Below are 17,592 nucleotides of genomic sequence, written 5' to 3'. Positions count from 1 at the left end.
ACCTCTCGCCCCGCCGTCCCGGAGACCTGCGCGCCAGACGCAACGGCACCAGGCGGCGCAAGCCCGCCGGGTCGGGCCAGACGACCGGCCGGGGCGCCGCCACCGATTCCGCCTTGCGCCGCGCCGCATTCCGCCTATAACCCCGCCAGTTTGCCCAGGCCCGCCCTCAGGAGATAGACATGCCCAAGAGAACCGATATCAAATCCATCATGATCATCGGGGCCGGGCCCATCGTCATCGGGCAGGCTTGCGAATTCGACTACTCCGGCGCCCAGGCCTGCAAGGCCCTGCGGGAAGAGGGCTACCGGGTCATCCTGGTCAACTCGAACCCCGCCACGATCATGACCGATCCGGGGCTCGCCGATGCCACCTATATCGAACCCATCACCCCCGAAGTCGTGGCCAAGATCATCGAGAAAGAGCGCCCCGACGCGCTCTTGCCCACCATGGGCGGCCAGACGGGTCTGAACACCGCTTTGGCACTGGATGACCTCGGCGTGTTGGAAAAGTTCAAGGTTGAGCTCATCGGAGCCAAGCGCCATGCCATCGAAATGGCAGAAGATCGCAAGCTCTTCCGCGAGGCCATGGACCGCATCGGCCTCGAAAACCCCAAGGCGACCATCATCGCGGCCCCCAAGGTGAACGGCAAATACGACATCGCGGCGGGCCTGCGCGAGGCCATGGCGGCCATCGAATATGTGGGCCTGCCCGCCATCATCCGCCCCGCCTTCACGCTCGGCGGCACCGGCGGCGGCGTGGCTTACAACCGCGACGACTATGAGGCCATCGTGAAATCGGGGCTCGAGGCCTCGCCCGTCGCCCAGGTCCTGATCGACGAAAGCCTCTTGGGCTGGAAGGAATACGAGATGGAGGTCGTCCGCGACAAGGCGGACAATGCAATCATCGTCTGCTCCATCGAGAATATTGACCCGATGGGCGTCCATACCGGCGACTCGATCACCGTGGCCCCTGCCCTGACGCTGACCGACAAGGAATACCAGATCATGCGCAACGGCTCGATCGCCGTGCTGCGCGAGATCGGGGTGGAGACCGGCGGATCGAACGTGCAATGGGCGATCAACCCTGCCGATGGGCGCATGGTCGTCATCGAAATGAACCCGCGCGTCTCGCGGTCCTCGGCCCTGGCCTCCAAGGCCACCGGCTTCCCCATCGCCAAGATCGCCGCGAAGCTGGCCATCGGCTACACGCTCGACGAACTCGACAACGACATCACCAAGGTGACGCCCGCCTCCTTCGAGCCCTCCATCGACTATGTCGTCACCAAGATTCCGCGTTTCGCCTTCGAGAAATTCCCCGGATCGGAGAACAACCTGACCACCGCCATGAAATCGGTGGGCGAGGTCATGGCGATTGGCCGCACGATCCATGAGAGCCTCCAAAAGGCGCTGGCCTCCCTGGAAACCGGCCTGAGTGGCTTCGACGAAATCGCCATCCCCGGCGCGCCTGACCGTGCCGCCATCACCATGGCGCTGTCCAAGGCGACCCCCGACCGGCTCCGCGTCATCGCCCAGGCCATGCGCCACGGGCTGAGCAATGACGACATCCAGGCCATCACCGCCTTCGACCCCTGGTTCCTCGCCCGCATCCGCGAGATCATCGAGGCCGAGGCCGAAATCCGCAAGCAGGGCCTCCCGGTCGAGGCTGCGGGCCTGCGCAAGCTGAAAATGATGGGCTTCACCGACAAGCGCCTCGCGACCCTGACGGGCCGCGACGAGGCGCAGGTCCGCCGCGCCCGCCGCAACCTGGGCGTCACGGCAGTCTTCAAGCGCATCGACACCTGCGCCGCCGAGTTCGAGGCCCAGACGCCTTACATGTATTCCACCTACGAAGTCCCCGCGATGGGCGATGTGGAATGCGAGGCCCGGCCCTCGGCTGCCAAAAAGGTCGTCATCCTCGGCGGCGGTCCGAACCGGATCGGCCAGGGGATCGAGTTCGACTATTGCTGCTGCCATGCCTGCTATGCCCTGACCGATGCGGGCTATGAAACCATCATGGTCAACTGCAACCCCGAGACGGTTTCGACCGACTATGACACCTCGGACCGTCTGTATTTCGAACCGCTGACCCTGGAGCATGTCCTTGAAATCCTTCGGGTCGAGCAGGAAAACGGCACGCTGCACGGCGTCATCGTCCAGTTCGGCGGCCAGACGCCCCTGAAGCTCGCCCAGGCGCTGGCGGATGAGGGCATCCCGATCCTCGGCACCACGCCCGACGCCATTGATCTCGCCGAAGACCGCGAGCGCTTCCAGCGTCTGTTGCAGGACCTAGGCCTCAAGCAGCCCCACAACGGCACGGCGCGGAGCCGTGACGAGGCCTTTGCCGTGGCCAAGGATGTCGGCTATCCGCTGGTGATCCGGCCCTCCTTCGTGCTGGGTGGCCGCGCCATGGAGATCGTCCGCGACGACGCCCAGCTGGAGCGCTATATCTCCACCGCCGTGCAGGTTTCGGGCGACAGCCCGGTCCTCTTGGACAGCTATCTCTCGGGCGCCATCGAGGTGGACGTGGACGCGCTTTGTGACGGTGAAAACGTCCATGTCGCGGGAATCATGGAACATATCGAGGAGGCGGGCGTCCATTCGGGCGATAGCGCCTGCTGCCTGCCACCCCATAGCCTTTCGGCCGAGACGGTCGCCGAGCTGAAGCGTCAGACCGTTGTCATGGCCCGTGCGCTGCATGTCGTGGGCCTGATGAACGTGCAGTTTGCGATCAAGGACAGCGTGATCTTCGTCCTCGAGGTCAACCCCCGCGCCTCGCGCACCGTGCCCTTCGTGGCCAAGGCGACGGACTCGGCCATTGCCTCCATCGCCGCCCGGCTGATGGCGGGTGAGCCCCTGTCGAACTTCCCCGAACGCGCGCCCTATCCGCAGGGCGTGGGGCCGGACAGCCCGCTGCCCTTGGCCAATCCGATGACGCTGGCCAACCCGCAGACGCCCTGGTTCTCGGTCAAGGAAGCCGTCCTGCCCTTCGCCCGCTTCCCCGGCGTCGACCCGGTCCTGGGGCCGGAAATGCGCTCGACCGGCGAGGTCATGGGCTGGGACCGCACCTTTGCCCTGGCCTTCCTCAAGGCGCAGATGGGCGCAGGCGTGACCCTGCCCGAGACGGGGCGCGTCTTCCTCTCGATCAAGGATGCCGACAAGTCCGACGCCCTGGCCCAGGCCGCGCGGGACCTGGTGGCGATGGGCTTCGAGATCGTGGCAACCCGGGGCACCGGCGCCTGGCTTGGCGGTCTGGGCATTCCGGCCACGGCTGTCGCCAAGGTCTATGAGGGCCGTCCGAACATCGTGGACCGGCTGAAGAACGGCGATATCGCCGTGGTGATGAACACGACCGAGGGGACGCAGGCCATCAACGACAGCCGCGACATCCGGCGGTCGGCCCTGATGGACAAGATCCCCTATTTCACCACTGCCGCCGCCTCGATTTCGGTCGTCGCCGCCATGAAGGCGCGGGGCGAGGGCTATGGCGTGCGCACGCTTCAAGGGTAAGAGGGGGCCCGAAGGCCCCCTCCCTCAGGCCGCGCAAAGTGCCGCGGCCTGGTCGATCCTTTCCTGGACCTTCTGGTCCAGGAGCAGGTCGAACAGCAATTCCTGCAAAGGTTTGGACGTCTTGTCCCGCATGAAATCAGCGATTTCCCCGGAGCTGATCTGCTCGTCGAGATCCTTGTCGCCCAATGTGATGATATGCTCGGCCAGACGCTCGGCCGAGGGCGGGGGCAGCGCGGCGACGATGGCATGCCCCCCGGCCAAAATCGCCCCCGCGCGGATCGTGGCATCGCCATCGGGTTCCAGCGCGCCGATGATCGTCTCGACCATCTGCTGAAGGCTCTCTCCACGGTCCGGCTCCATCTCGTCCCACAGGCCGTTTGCCAGCTCTGCAAGGCCGAGTTTGCCGTCTTGGTCACTGTCCAGCTTGGACATGGCATCGGCGAAGGACTCCTCGCCCAAGAGCGCGGCGAAACGCGACAGCGACCCGGCGTCAGGCGACGGCAGGGGCGCAGCGCGGGCCGCTTCATTGACGAGGGCCGCTCCGACAGCGGGTATCATGAAACCGTCCTTCTGGATGACGCCATGTCTCAGGTCAGCGCCATCTTGAAAGGGTTTGGTTTAGAAAGCCTTGGAGAAGGACGGAAGACCGCCAAGAATCTCCGACCGATTTTCGCCAAGTTTCAGAGATCACCGCCCCGGGCCCAAATCCGCAGCGCCTCGATGCGCTGCATGGTGGGGGCCATGGCCGCGGGGCGGTCGAGCGGCCCCGCGCCGGGCCAGGCGCCCTTGCGGCGGAAATGCACGATCTCGGTGACCACTTTCGACCCGGTGTTCATCAAGGGACCAAAGGCCGCGAAGACGACGAAGATGAAGAGCGTGGCCCCCGTGGCGCCGAAAACCGGGTCCAGCAGCGGCGTCTTGACGAGAAAGACCAAGATCGCGGCCAGGATCGGCCCATAGCCGATGACCAAGGCCCCGCGTAAGGGGCCCAACCGCATCGCAAGATCATACAGTGCCAGATAAAACCGGGCGATCCCGCGCCCCAGGCCCATGCCCAAACCTTGCATCCCGTTCCTCCCCTTTGCGCCATTCTGCGCCAGGCCCAAGTGCCGGGGCAAGGCCCGAAACGTCGCAGGCCTCAGGGTTGCAGGGCGTGAAGGGCCCTTGCATTGGGGCAGAAGGTGGGGAGGTCCTTGCTGTCCAGCGTCACGGCGAGCCATGAGGTGCAGCGCTGGGACTGGTCGCAAGCCTCGCAGCGTTCGACGAGGTCGGCCAGCTCTGCCCGGCTCAGCCAGCCCTCGACGACGGCGCCCACGAGGTCGAGCCCGACCGAGCGCGCCATGCCCCGCGTCAGCGCCCAGGCGCGCGGAGCCTCGATATAGCCCATCATTCGATCCTCCAACGTGGTCTGCCGCAAGTGTGCGCCCATGGAAGGGGCCCGCCTTGATCTGGATCAAGCCCCCCTTTTCCCCGCGCCAAGGGCGGCCTATGCTGGGTCCATGTTTACCATCGAGCACGAATTCGACCACACCGCCATCACGCTGATCGACGAGGGCGAGGAGCCCCGCGCCGAGGATGCCGTGATCCTGGCCTTTGAAGACTGCGTCGTCGTCGAGCAGATCGACCCGATGCTGGACGAGCCGGTGCGGGTCACCTTCTCGCTCTCGCAGATCCGCGACCTGATGGCTGCCCTGAACCTGCCGGAAGGGGTTTACCCGAAGAAATAGGGCCGCGCGCGTCGTGGTTGCGACGCGGGATCGGGCCGGGACACCGGCTCTGGATCAGCAAGACCGCCGGACCCTAGCCGCCAAAGGCCGGGCCGCTGCTTTTCAGCCGGGCCAGGAGCGCGTTGCGCAGCGAGGTCAGGTCGGACTTCCCCGCGCTCAACGCCTCCAGCGCCGCATCGCCCGAATCGACCGCGAGCCCATGGACAAAGCCCGCGACATAGGCCTCCCCCTCGGGGCCAGGCAGGTGGTCGAGCATGTCGACCGCATGGACCAGGTCGTCGCGCAGTGCCAGGCGGTCGGGCACCACCCCTTCCCCCCCCGAGGCCAGGCGCCCGGCGCGATCGGGGAAAAGCCGCTGCAAGAGGCTTGCGAAATCCTTCAAACCGGAGATGGGCTTTTCCAGGAAGGCATCCGCCCCCTCGGCCAAGGCCGTCTCGCGCAGGTCGCCATCGCCCGAAATCGCGATGATCGCGGGCCGGGGCTGGCGCGAGGCCAGTTGGTTGATCAACGCCTCCCCCCGCCCGTCGGGGAGGCCCAGGTCGACGATGGCCACATCGGGCCGATACAGCCGCAAATGCGCCGCCGCCGTCTGCAAACTGTCGGCCCGCCGCAGTCGCGCCCCCAGCTTGCGACAGATCAGCCGCAGCGATTCGGAGGCGAAGCGGCTGTCTTCGACCGCCAGGATCGTCACCCCGCGCAAAGGAAGGTCGCCCATGTCTTCGGACATCAGGTTGATGGGCAGTTCCGGCAGTTCCAAGGTCGACAGATGCGGCATGACATTCCCCCAGATTCCCTTCACCAGACCACATCATCCCTAAGCGTGCGTTAATGCCGCACTGGACAGAGCGAAAACCGCCCCGCATAACCCCTAAAAATTCATCAACACCGCAGGGAGCTCCAGATGATCGGTCGCCTAAACCATGTCGCCATCGCCGTCCCCGACCTGGCCGCCGCCGCCGCGCAATATGCGGGCGCCCTGGGGGCCGATGTCGCCCCGCCGCAGGACGAGCCCGCCCATGGCGTGACGGTGGTCTTCATCACCCTGCCCAATACCAAGATCGAACTTCTGACCCCCCTGGGCGACAAATCTCCCATCGCGGGCTTCCTGGAAAAGAACCCCTCGGGCGGCATCCACCATATCTGCTACGAGGTGGTGGACATTCAGGCCGCCCGTGCCAAATTGGTGGCAGAGGGCGCGCGGGTCCTGGGCGAGCCCAGGATCGGGGCCCATGGCAAGCCGGTGATCTTCTTGCACCCCAAGGATTTCAACGGCACCCTGATCGAGTTGGAGCAAGCATGACCATCACTGGCGCCCTGGTGCTGTTTTCCGTCACCTGGTTCATGGTCTTCCTCTGCATCCTGCCGACGCGGCAGGTCAGCCAGGCCGATGCCGGAGAGATCGTGCCGGGCTCTGCGCGCTCGGCCCCGGTCGATCCGCAGATCGGCCGCAAGGCCAAGCTCACGACCTGGATCACCCTGGTCGTCTGGGGTCTGATGTGCGGCGTCATCATGTCCGAGGTCATCTCGATCCGGGACACGGATTACTTCGGCCTGCTCAACTATTTCTCAGGCCTTGAAAGAGGTGAGTGAAGGTCGCGGCGCCCAGCACCGGGATGAAGAGGCTGACCAGGGGCAAGGACAGGGGCGCGGCCATCAGGGTCCCCGCGATCCAAAGCTTGCCCCGGTGACGTGAGGCCAGCGCCACGGCCTGGTCGCGGGGCAAGTGACGGCGCGCGGCCATCAGGAAATACTCCCGCCCCAGAAGCCAGCCGTTGACCGCCCAAAAGAGCATCGGCCCCAGCGGCCCCAGGACGAAGGACAGCGCCAGGGCCACCAGGTTGACCGCGACCATGACCGCGAAAAGCAGGGCGGAATCGGCGATGCCCTCGGCCAGGGGCAGGGGTTTGCCGACCTGGCCCGGGTAATGGCTGGCCTCGACCGCATCGGCGACCTCGTCGAGGAAGATGGCCGAGAAGGCAGCCGCCACCGGCACCATCAGGAAGACCGAGGCCACCAGCATGGCCACCGCCACACCGATGGCAGCGGCGATACCGAGGCCTCCCACCGTGCCGATGAAGGGCAAGGAGACGCTGCCGGGCAGGATCATCTCGACCAAGATGCCAAGCGCCAGTCCGATGGCGATGAGCAGGCCCAAGGACAGGCCGACCCCGCGCCACAAGACGCGCATGAAGCGCGGGTCCGACATCTGGCCAAGCGCGGCGAAGAAGGCCTGGAAGATCACGCCCGCCACTCCACCACGCGAGAGAGGTCCGGGCGCGGGCGGTCCGGCGCCTCGGGGCCGGGCGTGCCGATATGGATCAGGCCCGCGACCTCTTCGCCCTCGGTGCAGCCCAGGGCGCGCGCGGCCCAGGCCTTGTCATGGGCAGGCCAGCCGGTCAGCCAGCAGGCGCCCCAACCGCTCGCCTCGGCCGCATTGACCAGGTTCATGCAAAGCGCATGGGCCGAGGCGCGCTGTTCGACCTCGGGCACCTTGGGCGAGGGTTTGGGAGAGGAGATCACCGCCACGGCCAGCTGGGAGCTCTGGTAGATGGCGCTGCCCTTGGCGCCGGCCTCGGCATCGGGGGCAAGCTCGGCCGCGATATCACCCAGGGCGCGCAGGGCGCTGCCGGTCAGGACGACCAGCCGCCAGGGCTCCAGCTTGCCATGGTCGGGCACGCGCAGAGCGGCTTGCAGGATGGGCTCCAGCGCCTGCCGCGAGGGGACGGGCCCCTTGGGGTCGAAGAACTTGGCGGGATGGGAGCGGCGGCGGGCGAGGAAGTCGAAGGCGGCGGTCATCGGGTCTCCTTGGGGCTGACGGGCTTGACGCGGTGGCAGACTGCGGCCAAGCCTGTCTCTCATACGACGGGACGCAGGGGTTCCGTCTCGAAATATGCGCGACGGGACAAGAGGAAAAGGGCTGCGATGAAGAAAGGCGCCTGGGCAGAGCGGGCGGTGGCGGGCGCGGTCTTCGTCACCCATGTGACGCCACGGGCGCGGCGCAATGAACTGACCGATGGCGCGCCGATCAAGGCCGAGGTCACGGCCCCGCCCGAGGATGGCCGCGCCAATGCGGCGGTGGGGGAATTGCTGGCCCAGGCGCTTGGCGTGGCCAAAAGCCGCCTGACGCTGATCAAGGGCGCGACCTCGCGCGACAAGGTCTTCCGCCTGGACTGAAACGATTTTGCGCAGCAAAATCGCCCCCTCCGGGAGAGGGCGATTTTTCTTTGAAAAATTGGCCCTCTCCCGGACAGGTTACAGGGCCGGATCGGACGAGACCCTGACCAGCCGCGTCAGATCGCCCAGGCTTTCCTTCTGCCGCCCCTCGGCGTCGAAATTGGCGGGTGAGAGCCAGACCCGCCAGGCCTCTTTCAGCGCGGGCCAGTCCTGGTCGATCACCGCAAACCAGGCCGTATCCCGGTTGCGCCCCTTGTAGACCGTGGCCTGCCGGAAGATCCCCTCATAAGAGAACCCCAGCCTTTGCGCCGCCCGCCGCGAGGGGATGTTCAGCGCATCGCATTTCCACTCGTAACGCCGATAGCCGTTGCGGAAGGCCCAATCCATCATCAGATACATCGCCTCGGACGAGGCCCTTGACCCCGCGATCTCGGGGGCGAGGTTGATATGGCCGACCTCGATCGACCCCGACCCCGGCGTGATCCGCAGGTAAGAGGCCACCCCGCCGCAGGCCCCGGTCATACGGTTGCGCAGCACATAGAAGAGCGGGTCGCTGCCCGTGGCGGTCTCCTTGGCCCAGCGGTGATAGGCGCTGGCCGAGGAGAAGGGGCCGTAAGGCAGGTAATCCCAGACTTGCTCCGCCGAAGAATAGGCGCGGAAGAGGTCGGCCGCATGGGCATCGGGGTCCATGCGTTCAAGCTGGACCCAGGTCCCGGTCAGGGTCTCTCCGACCGGCGCCTGGGGCGGGGTCCAATTGGGGAGCGGAAAGCCGAAGGTCTTGGTCATCGCGGCACCTTGAAGCGGAGTTTCGCCAAAGACTGCGCCGGAGCGCGGCCCTCTGCAAGTGGGGTTTGATCAAAAACCTCCCAAAGCCATGGGGGACTGGGTCGGAGGCGCCCTCCTAGAAGTGGAAATCGGCGGGATAGGCGTGGAACCCGTCGAAATCCGCCTTTCCCAGGGGGACGCCCGCGCCACGCAGGGCCGCATAGCCCATGGTCATGTGAAAGAAGAAATTCGGCAGGCCGTAGAGGTAAAGGAACTCCTCGGCACCTTGATCCAGCTCGGCGAAACCGGCCCTGTGCTGGATGCGGCGGGTCTCGGCGCCGATGAACTCTTCGGGCCGCATGGCGCCCAGGGTCGCCCGCACGACGGCCAGGCGCGGCGAGAGCGCGCGCGGCAGGTCCGGCATCTCGCGCCCCGCCAAGGGGCAGGCCACCCGCAGCGCAAAGCCCGCCGCAGTGGCGAAGTGCTGACCCGCCGGGAAACTGTCGGCAATCCGCGCCTCCAAGGCCTCGGGATGCCCCTCGGCCATCTCCTGCGCCCGGGCGAGGTAGTGGCGAAAGACCGGGACGGAGGCGGTGTAAAGCGACATGGGACCCCGAAGGAAAACGGGGCGAGAGTGGCCCCGTTTCATCGGTTTGGCAAGCGGCCTAGGTCCGGGAAAGGCCGGAGGGCGGCACGGGACCCGTCAGCCAGACGCGATTTTCCGAGAGATAGAAGGGCTGCCCGCCCCGATGCAAGACCCCCGCGGCAACCGCCAGGACCACGGGTCGCCCATGTCGCCCCCCCACCTGCCGCGCGGTCTCGGCATCAAGGGAGAGGTGGACATGCTGGCGCTCCATCGGCCGCAGCCCCTCGGCGAGGATGGCGGCCAAGCTGGCCTCGGAGGTTCCGTGGTAAAGAACCTCGGGCGGCGAAAGGGGGACAAGCCCCAGGTCGACCGCAACCGAATGGCCCTGGTTGGCGCGGATGAAGCCGCCATCCTCCGAGATCGCAAAGCGCTGCTTGCCGCTGTCGCGGACGATGGCCTCCAGGGCTTCGCGGTCGGGGATGAGTGGGGTGGCGGCCAGAAGGGCCGGGATCTCGACCCAGCCCTGGGCATCCATCGCAAGCCCCGCGCTGGCGGGGTCATGGCGCAGGACGAAAGACAGCCACTTGCTGGCCCCAACGTTTTCCTGCGCCATGGCCTCAGTCCTTCGGGATCACGCGCAGGCGGAGTTCCCGCAACTGCTCGTTCAAGGGCTCAGACGGCGCCCCCATCAAGAGGTCCTCCGCCCGCTGGTTCATCGGGAACATGATGACCTCGCGGATGTTCATCTCATCGGCCAAAAGCATCACGGCCCGGTCGATCCCCATGGCGCAGCCACCGTGGGGCGGGGCGCCGTATTTGAAGGCCTTGACCATGCCGCCAAAGCGCTTGTCCACCTCGGAGTTCGGGTAACCCGCGAGTTCAAAGGCCTTGTACATGATCTCCGGCTTGTGGTTGCGGATGCCGCCCGAGATGAGCTCATAGCCGTTGCAGGCCAGGTCATACTGATAGGCATAGACCTGCAAGGGATCGCCGTTCAGCGCCTCCAAGCCCCCCTGCGGCATCGAGAAGGGGTTGTGGCTGAAGTCAATCTTGCCCTCGTCGGTCTTCTCATACATCGGGAAATCGACGATCCAGGCGAAGCGGAAAGTATCGGTCTCCGAGAGCCCCAATTCCCTCCCGATTTCATTCCGAGCACGGCCTGCCACGGCCTGGAAGGCCTCGGGCTTGCCGCCGAGGAAGAAGGCGGCATCGCCCATGCCCAGACCCAGTTGCTGCCGGATCGCTTCGGTCCGCTCGGGCCCGATGTTCTTGGCGAGCGGACCGGCGGCCTCCATGCCCGAGCCATCTTCCGCCTCGCGCCAGAAGATATAGCCCATGCCCGGCAGACCCTCTTTCTGGGCAAAGGCGTTCATCCGGTCGCAGAACTTGCGCGAACCGCCCTTCGGCGCCGGAATGGCGCGGATCTCGGTGCCTTCCTGCTCCAACAGTTTGGCGAAAACGGCAAAGCCCGAGCCGCGGAAATGCTCCGAGACCACCTGCATCTTGATCGGGTTGCGCAGGTCGGGCTTGTCCGAACCATACCACAGGAGCGCATCGTTATAGCGGATGCGCGGCCAGTCGGTGGCGGTCTTGCAGTCCGGGCGGAACTTCTCGAAGAGGCCCTGGATCACCGGCTGAACGGCGGCAAAGACATCCTCCTGCTCGACGAAGGACATCTCGACATCGAGCTGATAGAAGTCGGTCGGAGACCGATCCGCGCGGGGGTCTTCATCCCGGAAACAGGGCGCGATCTGGAAGTAACGGTCAAAGCCCGCCACCATGATCAGCTGCTTGAACTGCTGCGGCGCCTGGGGCAGCGCATAGAACTTGCCGGGGTGCAGACGCGAGGGCACCAGGAAGTCGCGCGCGCCCTCGGGGGAGGAGGCCGTGATGATCGGCGTCTGGAACTCGTTGAAGCCCTGGTCCCACATGGCATTGCGCAGATGGCGCACGACGTTTGACCGCAGCATCATGTTCTTGTGCAGCTTCTCGCGGCGCAGGTCGAGGAAGCGATAGGTCAGGCGGGTTTCCTCGGGATATTCGACATCGCCAAAGACCGGCAGAGGCAGCTCCTGCGCCTCGCCCAGGACCTTCAGCCCCGTGGCATAGACCTCGATCTCGCCGGTGGGCAGCTTGGGGTTCACGAGGGCCGCATCGCGCGCCTTCACCCGGCCGTCGATCTGCACGACCCATTCCGAGCGGACCTTCTCGATCTCGGCAAAGGCAGGGCTGTCGCTGTCGGCCAGCACTTGCGTGATGCCGTAATGATCGCGCAGGTCGATGAAGAGAACCCCGCCGTGGTCGCGGACCCGGTGGACCCAGCCCGACAGGCGGACGGTCTGCCCCACATGGGCGGTGTTCAAGGCGGCGCAGGTGTGGCTGCGATAGGCGTGCATGGGCATCCCCTTTGCGAGGCATGAGATTTGGCCCCCGATAGACCCAAGGCCAAGGGGGAAGTCAAGCCCGCGCCCTTTCATACTTGCCCAAATATCCCCGCCGGAGGCTCTGACCGGAGTCCTCGCGGCAAGGTCGCCGAAGGGGCGCTGCCCCTTCACCCCGGGATATTTGCGCCAGTATGAAAGAGAAGGGGCGCTGCTTTCAATTTGGCTCAAGTATCCCCGCCGGAGGCTCCGACCGCAGTCTTTGCGGCAGGGCTCAGACGCTCCGCGGGGGATATTTGGACCAAGTTGAAAGCCTAAAGCCCCTGCCCGGCCATGAGCTTCGGGAGCCGACCCGAGAGCCCCGCCGCTTGACGCAGAAAGCCGCGCTTCACGCCGGGAAGGGCGTTGATCAGCCCCATGCCAAGGTCACGGATCGCCCTCAGCCCGCTGTTTTCATTCGAGAAGAGCCGGTTGATCCCATCCATTCCAAGCGCCAGGGTCGTCGTGTCGAAGCGGCGCCAGTGCTCGTAGCGCTCCAGCACGTCGAGCGCCCCGATATCCTCGCCGCGCCTCTTGGCCTCGACCAGGACCTCGGCCAGGGCCGCCACGTCCCGGAGGCCCAGGTTCAGGCCCTGGCCCGCGATCGGATGGACGCCATGGGCGGCGTCGCCCACCAGGGCGAGGCGCGGTTTGACCCAATGCTCGGCCAGGGTCAGGGTCAGGGGATAGGTAAAGCGCGCGCCTGCGAGGCGGATCGGGCCGAGGAAGTCGCCAAAGCGGGGGCGGAGCGCGGTCATGAAGCCTTCGTCGTCAAGGGCCGCGATCCGGTCGGCCTCGGCCTCGCGTTCGGACCAGACGATGGAGGAGACATGCCCGCCCGCGAGCGGCAGGATGGCCAAGGGCCCGCCGCCCATGAAGAATTGATGCGCCACGCCGTTGTGGGGCTTTTCATGCGCGATGGCGGCGACCAGGGCGGTCTGGTGATAGCTCCAGCCCTGCCGCTTGATCCCGGCCCTTTGCGCCGTGCCTGAGGCGCGGCCATCGCAGCCCGCAACGACCGCTCCGGTCAGCCTGCGGCCCGAGGCGAGCTCCACCCAGCCCTCGCCCTGGGCCGTGACCGTCTCTGCGGGCAGATGGGTGATCAGGGGGTGTTGCAAGGCGGCGAGGAAGGCCGCGTAGAGGTGGCGGTCCTCGACCATGTAGCCGGCCGGGCCCTCCTCGAGCTCGGCCCCGTCGAAGCGGAGCGCGAAGGGCGAGGCGCCGTCGAAGGCGCGTCCATCGGAGGCCACGACCTTGAGGATCGGCTGCGCGGTCAGGCCCTTCCAGACACCGACGGCGGCCAGGAGGCGCTGAGAGGCGAGCGAGAGCGCATAGGAGCGCCCGTCGAAGCCCGCCTCGGCCCGGGCCTGCGGTTGGCGCGCATCGATCACGACAGAGGAAAGCCCCCCCTGTGCCAGGGCCAGCGCCAGGGCCGGCCCGTTGAGCCCGCCTCCCACGATCAGAACATCGGCATCCATGTCGCACCTCTTTCAAGAGGCAATCTAGGGCAAAGGGGGGCGGCTCGCCAGTGGACGGACTGTCCCATCTTGGGAGAGGAGGCGGCCGTCGGGGGCATCGAGCCCCCTCCGCCCGCGTTGCCACGGGAGGGGGAGGGGGCCGCGCCAGGCAAGCAACCGGTCCAGTTTGCCGATGGGGCGGACGTTGTCTCCCCTCCATGTCTTACCGCCATGGCGCCCGGCCAAGTCCGCCCGCGAAGTGCCCCTGAAGACGCCCCCCCCATGACTATGCCCTGCCCCATCGCGCATGGACTTGCCAGGACCCTGGTGCCCGGCCGCTCTGGCCTTGTCCAATGCGCCATGCCAAACAGCGGCAGAGGAGACCACCGCATGACCCGATTCCTGGCCGCCCTGGCCCTTGCCCTGACCCCGACCTCTGCCTTGGCCTTGACCGAGGACGAATGCATGGCCCTTCACCCCGAAATCACCTCGGCGGTCGAGATGGTCGATTGCACGATGGAAACCGAAGCCGGGGAGAAGGCCCTGGCCGAGGCCTTGACCTCCCTGCGTGCGGTGCTGCCCGAGGATCTATGGGCGCAGCAAGAGGCGGCACAGGCCGCCTGGTCGGCCTGGCGCGACGCGGAATGTGCCTTCGAGGCGGCCCCCTATCCGGGCAGCGGCGGCACTGGGGTCGAGATCCAGTGCCGCGCCAACCTGACCCTGGCGCGTCGGCAGCAGCTTGTGGACGCGGCCGAGCTCTGGAAGCCCTAGGGGCCTTCTTTCCGGGGCCCCGGTTACCCAAGTGGCCGGGGCTTACTTGCCCTTCCAGACCGGATCGCGCTTTTCGGCAAAGGCGCGGGCCCCTTCGAGCTGGTCTTCGCTGGAATAGAGCCTGTCCACAGTCGGCATCTGCCTTTTGGTCACCCGGTTCAGGGCGTCCTGGAAGCGCAAGGCCTCGGCCTCCCGCACGACCTCCTTGATCGCGGCATAGACCAGCGGCGGGCCGCTTTCCAGGAGCCGCGCCAGGTCCCAGGCCTTCGAGAGCAGGGTCTCGGGGGTGGTGATCTCCTTGACGATGCCCCAGCGGTGGGCCTCTTCGGCGTCGAACCAGCGGCCGGTCAGAAGCAGGTCCATGGCGACGTGATAGGGGATGCGCTTCGGGAGCTTGATCGAGGCCGCATCGGCCACGGTGCCCGAACGGATCTCCGGCAGGGCGAAGGTCGCGTTGTCGGAGCAGAGGATCAGGTCGGCGGAGAGCGCAAGCTCCAGGCCCCCGCCGCAGCAGATGCCGTTGACGGCGGCGATGACCGGCTTGTTGAGGTTCGGAAGCTCTTGCAGGCCGCCGAAGCCGCCCACGCCATAGTCCCCGTCGACCGCATCGCCTCCGGCGGCGGCTTTCAAGTCCCAGCCGGGGCAGAAGAATTTCTCGCCCGCCGCCCGCAGGATGCAGACCCTCAGGCTGTCATCGTCGCGGAAGTCGCGGAAGGTCAGCCCCATGATCCGCGAGGTCGCGAGGTCAATGGCATTGGCCTTGGGGCGGTCAAGCGTCACCTCCAGGATGGCGCCCTCGCGCCTGGTCTTGATCGGGCCTTCTGTGCGCATTTCCATGGGGTAAGCCTTTCCTGACAAGGGCATCGACGGCAATGGCGCCTTGGGCCCTCACCATCACCGGGTTGATTTCGATTTCTTCGAGGGAGAGGTCCTCGGCCATCCGCCCCGCCAGGGCCAGGGCCACATCGGCCAGCGCGCCGACATCGGCGCGGGCGCGGCCACGATAGCCGTCCAAGAGCGGCCAAAGCCTGAGGCGACGCAGGGCGGAGAGGATATCCTCCTTGGTGGCCGGGCAGACCAGCGTCACCGTATCGGCCAGGACCTCGGCGGTCACCCCGCCCATGCCAAGCGTCAGCGTCACGCCGTAAACCGGATCGCGGCGCAGACCCAGCAGGATTTCAGCGACCACCCCCGTCACCATCTCTTCGACGAGATAGCCCGTAGCCCCCGCCATCTCGGCCTGGCCGTCGAGGCTGGAAAGCCCCAGCCGCACCGCCCCGGCCTCGGTCTTGTGGGCGAAACCCAGGCCTTTCAAAGCGTAGGGTGCGCTTAAGCGCACCGCCCCCGCCCGGACCTCGTCCCAGGTGCCGCTGATCGCGCGGGGCACGGGCACCCCCGCCTCGGCCAAAAGCGCCTTGCCCTCGGCCTCGGTCAGAAGGCGCGTCTCGCGCGGCGGCAAGGCCGCCAGTGGCCTCCAGCCGGGCGCGCCCTGGGGCGTCTGCGCGGCCTTGATCGCGGCCAGGGCGGTCTCGAGCCCCATCAGCGTGACGACGCCCTGATCCATCAGGGCCTGCGCCCGGGCCTCGCCGAAGTTCTCGGCCATCGAGGCGACGGGGAAGGCCGGGTGTCCGCTGGTCCTCTGCGCCGCGACGATGGCATCGAGCGCGGGCTGATAGCCCGAAGGGTCGCAGCGGTCGTCGCGCGGCGGGTCGATGATGTAAAGCCCCGCGTCATAGGCCTCCAGCATCGCCGTGAAGACCTCGGTGGTCTTGGGTCCATCGCCCCAGATGAAGGTGTGATAATCCAAGGGGTTGGAGATCGTGGGGATCTCGCCCAGCACGGCAAAGAGCCGGTCATGGGTCTCTTGCGGCACCTTTGGGAAGTCGATGCCATAGGGCGCGGCGAGGTCGGCCACCAGCCCCGCCTCACCGCCCGAACAGGACAGCGAGCAGATGCGCCGCCCCAGCCCCGGCCCATGGACATGGAAGATCTTCAGCGTCTCGATCAGTTCCGAGGGCGTGTTGACCTCGGCCACCCCGATGCGCGCCAAAAAGGCGCTGGAGGCCGCCCCGCCCCCCGCCAAGGAGGCCGTGTGACTGGCCGCAGCCGTCCGGCTGAGCTCGGTCTTGCCCGACTTGATCGCGACGATCCCCTTGCCAAGGGCGCGCGCCTTTTCAGAGAGCGCCGCAAAGGCCGGCGCATCGTCGATCCCCTCGATATAGAGGCCCACGGCGGTCACCCTTGGGTCATCCAACAAAGCCCCGGTCAGCTCCGCCAGCCCCACGACCGCGGCATTGCCCAGACAGGCGACATAGGCCACCGGCAAAGCGCGTTTCTGCATGCCAAGGTTGATGACGATGTTGGAAGATTGGCTGACCAGCGCCACCCCCTTCTCCACCCGAACCCCGCCATGCTGATCGGGCCAGAGAAGCGCGCCATCGAGGTAGTTGATGACGCCGTAGCAATTGGGCCCGAGGATCGGCATCTCCCCCGCCGCCTCGACCAGACGGGATTGCAGCTCCGGCTCCCCCGCCTCGGTCCAGCCAGAGGCAAAGCAGATCGCCCCGCCCGCGCCCATGGCGGCCAGCTCGCGCACCACGTCGATGGTCGCAAAGCGGTTGACGCCGATGAAAGTCGCATCCGGGACGCCGGGCAGGTCGGCCAAGGAGGCATAGGCCTTGAGCCCGCCGATCTCGGGTTTGGAGGGATGAACCGGCCAGACCGGCCCGTCAAAGCCCATCTTGCGGCATTGCTCGATGACATTCAGCGCCCAGCCCGCGCCAAGGACGGCGATGGATTTGGGGCGGAGGAGGCGGGAAAGGGAGGTCATGGCGTTGCTCCGGCGGCGAGAGCCGGGGGCGCTGCCCCCGGACCCCCGGGATATTTATGAAAAGATGAACAGGACGGTGCTCGGCCTTTTGACCATGGGAGCGAGATTGGCATGCCTTCTTTTCGGCAGGCGGCGCGGAGAGGCCGGAGAGACAATTGCGTGACGCGGCAGCGCATGGAGCCGCGTTCAGGATATGCCTGCGCGGAGCATTTGACCCGTCGTCGATCAACCTCGTGACGCCCTGTCCCGAGCCAACGGGACAGGGAATCTTCACCTTTTGCCGTCATCGGGATCCCTCCCTGTTCGGCTTCGCCAGCTTCGGACAAGATGGTTAACATTTGGTTTCATCTTTTCAC

The 17,592-nt window shown here is 66.6% G+C and carries 19 protein-coding genes; 6 read left to right on the top strand and 13 right to left on the bottom strand.

Annotation, left to right across the window (positions count from 1 at the left end):
* Nucleotides 1-179: 179 nt before the first annotated feature.
* The gene (gene carB, locus GV832_RS05095; RefSeq protein WP_168773759.1) at nt 180-3,506 is read left to right on the top strand and encodes a carbamoyl-phosphate synthase large subunit; all 3,327 of its coding nucleotides are present in this window, start codon (nt 180-182) and stop codon (nt 3,504-3,506) included.
* Between the two features lie 24 nt (nt 3,507-3,530).
* Here the strand turns inward: carB and GV832_RS05090 are convergent, their stop codons facing one another.
* From GV832_RS05090 to GV832_RS05080, 3 genes are all read right to left on the bottom strand, one after another.
* Nucleotides 3,531-4,064: an EF-hand domain-containing protein gene (locus tag GV832_RS05090; protein ID WP_168773758.1), complete on the bottom strand. Its 534-nt coding sequence runs from the start codon at nt 4,062-4,064 to the stop codon at nt 3,531-3,533.
* 122 nt (nt 4,065-4,186) lie between these two features.
* Nucleotides 4,187-4,573, bottom strand: coding sequence for a hypothetical protein (locus GV832_RS05085; RefSeq protein ID WP_168773757.1), 387 nt, complete (start codon nt 4,571-4,573; stop codon nt 4,187-4,189).
* Between the two features lie 71 nt (nt 4,574-4,644).
* Entirely contained in the window at nt 4,645-4,896 is a 252-nt protein-coding gene (locus GV832_RS05080) for a DUF6455 family protein (protein ID WP_168773756.1), read from the bottom strand.
* Between the two features lie 109 nt (nt 4,897-5,005).
* Between GV832_RS05080 and GV832_RS05075 the strand changes: the two genes are divergently transcribed.
* Entirely contained in the window at nt 5,006-5,233 is a 228-nt protein-coding gene (locus GV832_RS05075; RefSeq protein ID WP_168773755.1) for a DUF8831 family protein, read from the top strand.
* Between the two features lie 73 nt (nt 5,234-5,306).
* Here GV832_RS05075 and GV832_RS05070 read toward each other — a convergent pair whose 3' ends face one another.
* Entirely contained in the window at nt 5,307-6,032 is a 726-nt protein-coding gene (locus GV832_RS05070; RefSeq protein ID WP_168773754.1) for a response regulator, read from the bottom strand.
* Nucleotides 6,033-6,134: 102 nt separating this feature from the next.
* Between GV832_RS05070 and mce the strand changes: the two genes are divergently transcribed.
* Both mce and GV832_RS05060 read left to right on the top strand, forming a co-directional pair.
* The gene (gene mce / locus GV832_RS05065) at nt 6,135-6,533 is read left to right on the top strand and encodes a methylmalonyl-CoA epimerase (protein ID WP_168773753.1); all 399 of its coding nucleotides are present in this window, start codon (nt 6,135-6,137) and stop codon (nt 6,531-6,533) included.
* Nucleotides 6,530-6,823, top strand: a complete 294-nt coding sequence (locus GV832_RS05060; RefSeq protein WP_168773752.1) for a DUF1467 family protein — start codon at nt 6,530-6,532, stop codon at nt 6,821-6,823. The genes mce and GV832_RS05060 overlap by 4 nt, the downstream gene beginning before the upstream one ends.
* On the opposite strand, the gene GV832_RS05055 is transcribed toward GV832_RS05060, so the two are convergent.
* Nucleotides 6,789-7,475, bottom strand: coding sequence for an EI24 domain-containing protein (locus tag GV832_RS05055; RefSeq protein ID WP_354001924.1), 687 nt, complete (start codon nt 7,473-7,475; stop codon nt 6,789-6,791). The two genes, GV832_RS05060 and GV832_RS05055, sit on opposite strands and share 35 nt — an antisense overlap.
* Nucleotides 7,472-8,029, bottom strand: coding sequence for a nitroreductase family protein (locus GV832_RS05050; protein WP_168773751.1), 558 nt, complete (start codon nt 8,027-8,029; stop codon nt 7,472-7,474). The genes GV832_RS05055 and GV832_RS05050 overlap by 4 nt, the downstream gene beginning before the upstream one ends.
* Nucleotides 8,030-8,155: 126 nt before the next feature.
* On the opposite strand from GV832_RS05050, the gene GV832_RS05045 reads away from it, so the two are divergent.
* Nucleotides 8,156-8,407 carry a DUF167 domain-containing protein gene (locus GV832_RS05045; RefSeq protein ID WP_168773750.1) on the top strand — a complete coding sequence of 84 codons (252 nt, stop codon included), beginning with the start codon at nt 8,156-8,158 and terminating at the stop codon, nt 8,405-8,407.
* 78 nt (nt 8,408-8,485) lie between these two features.
* On the opposite strand, the gene GV832_RS05040 is transcribed toward GV832_RS05045, so the two are convergent.
* From GV832_RS05040 to GV832_RS05020, 5 genes are all read right to left on the bottom strand, one after another.
* Nucleotides 8,486-9,193: a GNAT family N-acetyltransferase gene (locus GV832_RS05040; protein WP_168773749.1), complete on the bottom strand. Its 708-nt coding sequence runs from the start codon at nt 9,191-9,193 to the stop codon at nt 8,486-8,488.
* 115 nt (nt 9,194-9,308) lie between these two features.
* Entirely contained in the window at nt 9,309-9,779 is a 471-nt protein-coding gene (locus GV832_RS05035; protein ID WP_168773748.1) for a DUF1993 family protein, read from the bottom strand.
* A gap of 58 nt (nt 9,780-9,837) precedes the next feature.
* Nucleotides 9,838-10,371: an RNA 2'-phosphotransferase gene (locus GV832_RS05030; protein WP_168773747.1), complete on the bottom strand. Its 534-nt coding sequence runs from the start codon at nt 10,369-10,371 to the stop codon at nt 9,838-9,840.
* A 4-nt stretch (nt 10,372-10,375) separates the two neighbouring features.
* A complete protein-coding gene (aspS, locus tag GV832_RS05025) occupies nt 10,376-12,154 on the bottom strand; it encodes an aspartate--tRNA ligase (protein ID WP_168773746.1) in 1,779 nt (592 codons plus the stop codon).
* A gap of 299 nt (nt 12,155-12,453) precedes the next feature.
* Nucleotides 12,454-13,656 (bottom strand): UbiH/UbiF/VisC/COQ6 family ubiquinone biosynthesis hydroxylase, encoded by a 1,203-nt coding sequence (locus tag GV832_RS05020; protein ID WP_168773745.1) that lies wholly within the window; start codon nt 13,654-13,656, stop codon nt 12,454-12,456.
* Nucleotides 13,657-14,025: 369 nt separating this feature from the next.
* On the opposite strand from GV832_RS05020, the gene GV832_RS05015 reads away from it, so the two are divergent.
* The gene (locus tag GV832_RS05015) at nt 14,026-14,406 is read left to right on the top strand and encodes a lysozyme inhibitor LprI family protein (RefSeq protein WP_168773744.1); all 381 of its coding nucleotides are present in this window, start codon (nt 14,026-14,028) and stop codon (nt 14,404-14,406) included.
* 42 nt (nt 14,407-14,448) lie between these two features.
* Here GV832_RS05015 and GV832_RS05010 read toward each other — a convergent pair whose 3' ends face one another.
* Together GV832_RS05010 and GV832_RS05005 are read right to left on the bottom strand one after the other, a co-directional pair.
* Nucleotides 14,449-15,237, bottom strand: a complete 789-nt coding sequence (locus GV832_RS05010; protein WP_227754247.1) for a carnitinyl-CoA dehydratase — start codon at nt 15,235-15,237, stop codon at nt 14,449-14,451.
* Nucleotides 15,176-17,236, bottom strand: a complete 2,061-nt coding sequence (locus GV832_RS05005; protein WP_168773742.1) for an acetate--CoA ligase family protein — start codon at nt 17,234-17,236, stop codon at nt 15,176-15,178. Before GV832_RS05005 ends, GV832_RS05010 begins: the two co-directional genes overlap by 62 nt.
* Between the last annotated feature and the right edge of the window lie 356 nt (nt 17,237-17,592).

This window comes from Stagnihabitans tardus, assembly GCF_009925085.1.
Taxonomy (GTDB): domain Bacteria; phylum Pseudomonadota; class Alphaproteobacteria; order Rhodobacterales; family Rhodobacteraceae; genus Stagnihabitans; species Stagnihabitans tardus.
Note: the sequence above shows the minus strand (reverse complement) of the source record. Positions and strands in the feature narration are given on the sequence as shown.

Bases quoted from the DNA above. Each gene is read 5' to 3' on its own strand.
- carB (WP_168773759.1), top strand. From the start codon at position 180: ATGCCCAAGAGAACCGATATCAAATCCATCATGATCATCGGGGCCGGG.
- GV832_RS05090 (WP_168773758.1), bottom strand. From the start codon at position 4,064: ATGATACCCGCTGTCGGAGCGGCCCTCGTCAATGAAGCGGCCCGCGCT.
- GV832_RS05085 (WP_168773757.1), bottom strand. From the start codon at position 4,573: ATGCAAGGTTTGGGCATGGGCCTGGGGCGCGGGATCGCCCGGTTTTAT.
- GV832_RS05080 (WP_168773756.1), bottom strand. From the start codon at position 4,896: ATGATGGGCTATATCGAGGCTCCGCGCGCCTGGGCGCTGACGCGGGGC.
- GV832_RS05075 (WP_168773755.1), top strand. From the start codon at position 5,006: ATGTTTACCATCGAGCACGAATTCGACCACACCGCCATCACGCTGATC.
- mce (WP_168773753.1), top strand. From the start codon at position 6,135: ATGATCGGTCGCCTAAACCATGTCGCCATCGCCGTCCCCGACCTGGCC.
- GV832_RS05060 (WP_168773752.1), top strand. From the start codon at position 6,530: ATGACCATCACTGGCGCCCTGGTGCTGTTTTCCGTCACCTGGTTCATG.
- GV832_RS05050 (WP_168773751.1), bottom strand. From the start codon at position 8,029: ATGACCGCCGCCTTCGACTTCCTCGCCCGCCGCCGCTCCCATCCCGCC.
- GV832_RS05045 (WP_168773750.1), top strand. From the start codon at position 8,156: ATGAAGAAAGGCGCCTGGGCAGAGCGGGCGGTGGCGGGCGCGGTCTTC.
- GV832_RS05040 (WP_168773749.1), bottom strand. From the start codon at position 9,193: ATGACCAAGACCTTCGGCTTTCCGCTCCCCAATTGGACCCCGCCCCAG.
- GV832_RS05035 (WP_168773748.1), bottom strand. From the start codon at position 9,779: ATGTCGCTTTACACCGCCTCCGTCCCGGTCTTTCGCCACTACCTCGCC.
- GV832_RS05030 (WP_168773747.1), bottom strand. From the start codon at position 10,371: ATGGCGCAGGAAAACGTTGGGGCCAGCAAGTGGCTGTCTTTCGTCCTG.
- aspS (WP_168773746.1), bottom strand. From the start codon at position 12,154: ATGCACGCCTATCGCAGCCACACCTGCGCCGCCTTGAACACCGCCCAT.
- GV832_RS05020 (WP_168773745.1), bottom strand. From the start codon at position 13,656: ATGGATGCCGATGTTCTGATCGTGGGAGGCGGGCTCAACGGGCCGGCC.
- GV832_RS05015 (WP_168773744.1), top strand. From the start codon at position 14,026: ATGACCCGATTCCTGGCCGCCCTGGCCCTTGCCCTGACCCCGACCTCT.
- GV832_RS05010 (WP_227754247.1), bottom strand. From the start codon at position 15,237: ATGCGCACAGAAGGCCCGATCAAGACCAGGCGCGAGGGCGCCATCCTG.
- GV832_RS05005 (WP_168773742.1), bottom strand. From the start codon at position 17,236: ATGACCTCCCTTTCCCGCCTCCTCCGCCCCAAATCCATCGCCGTCCTT.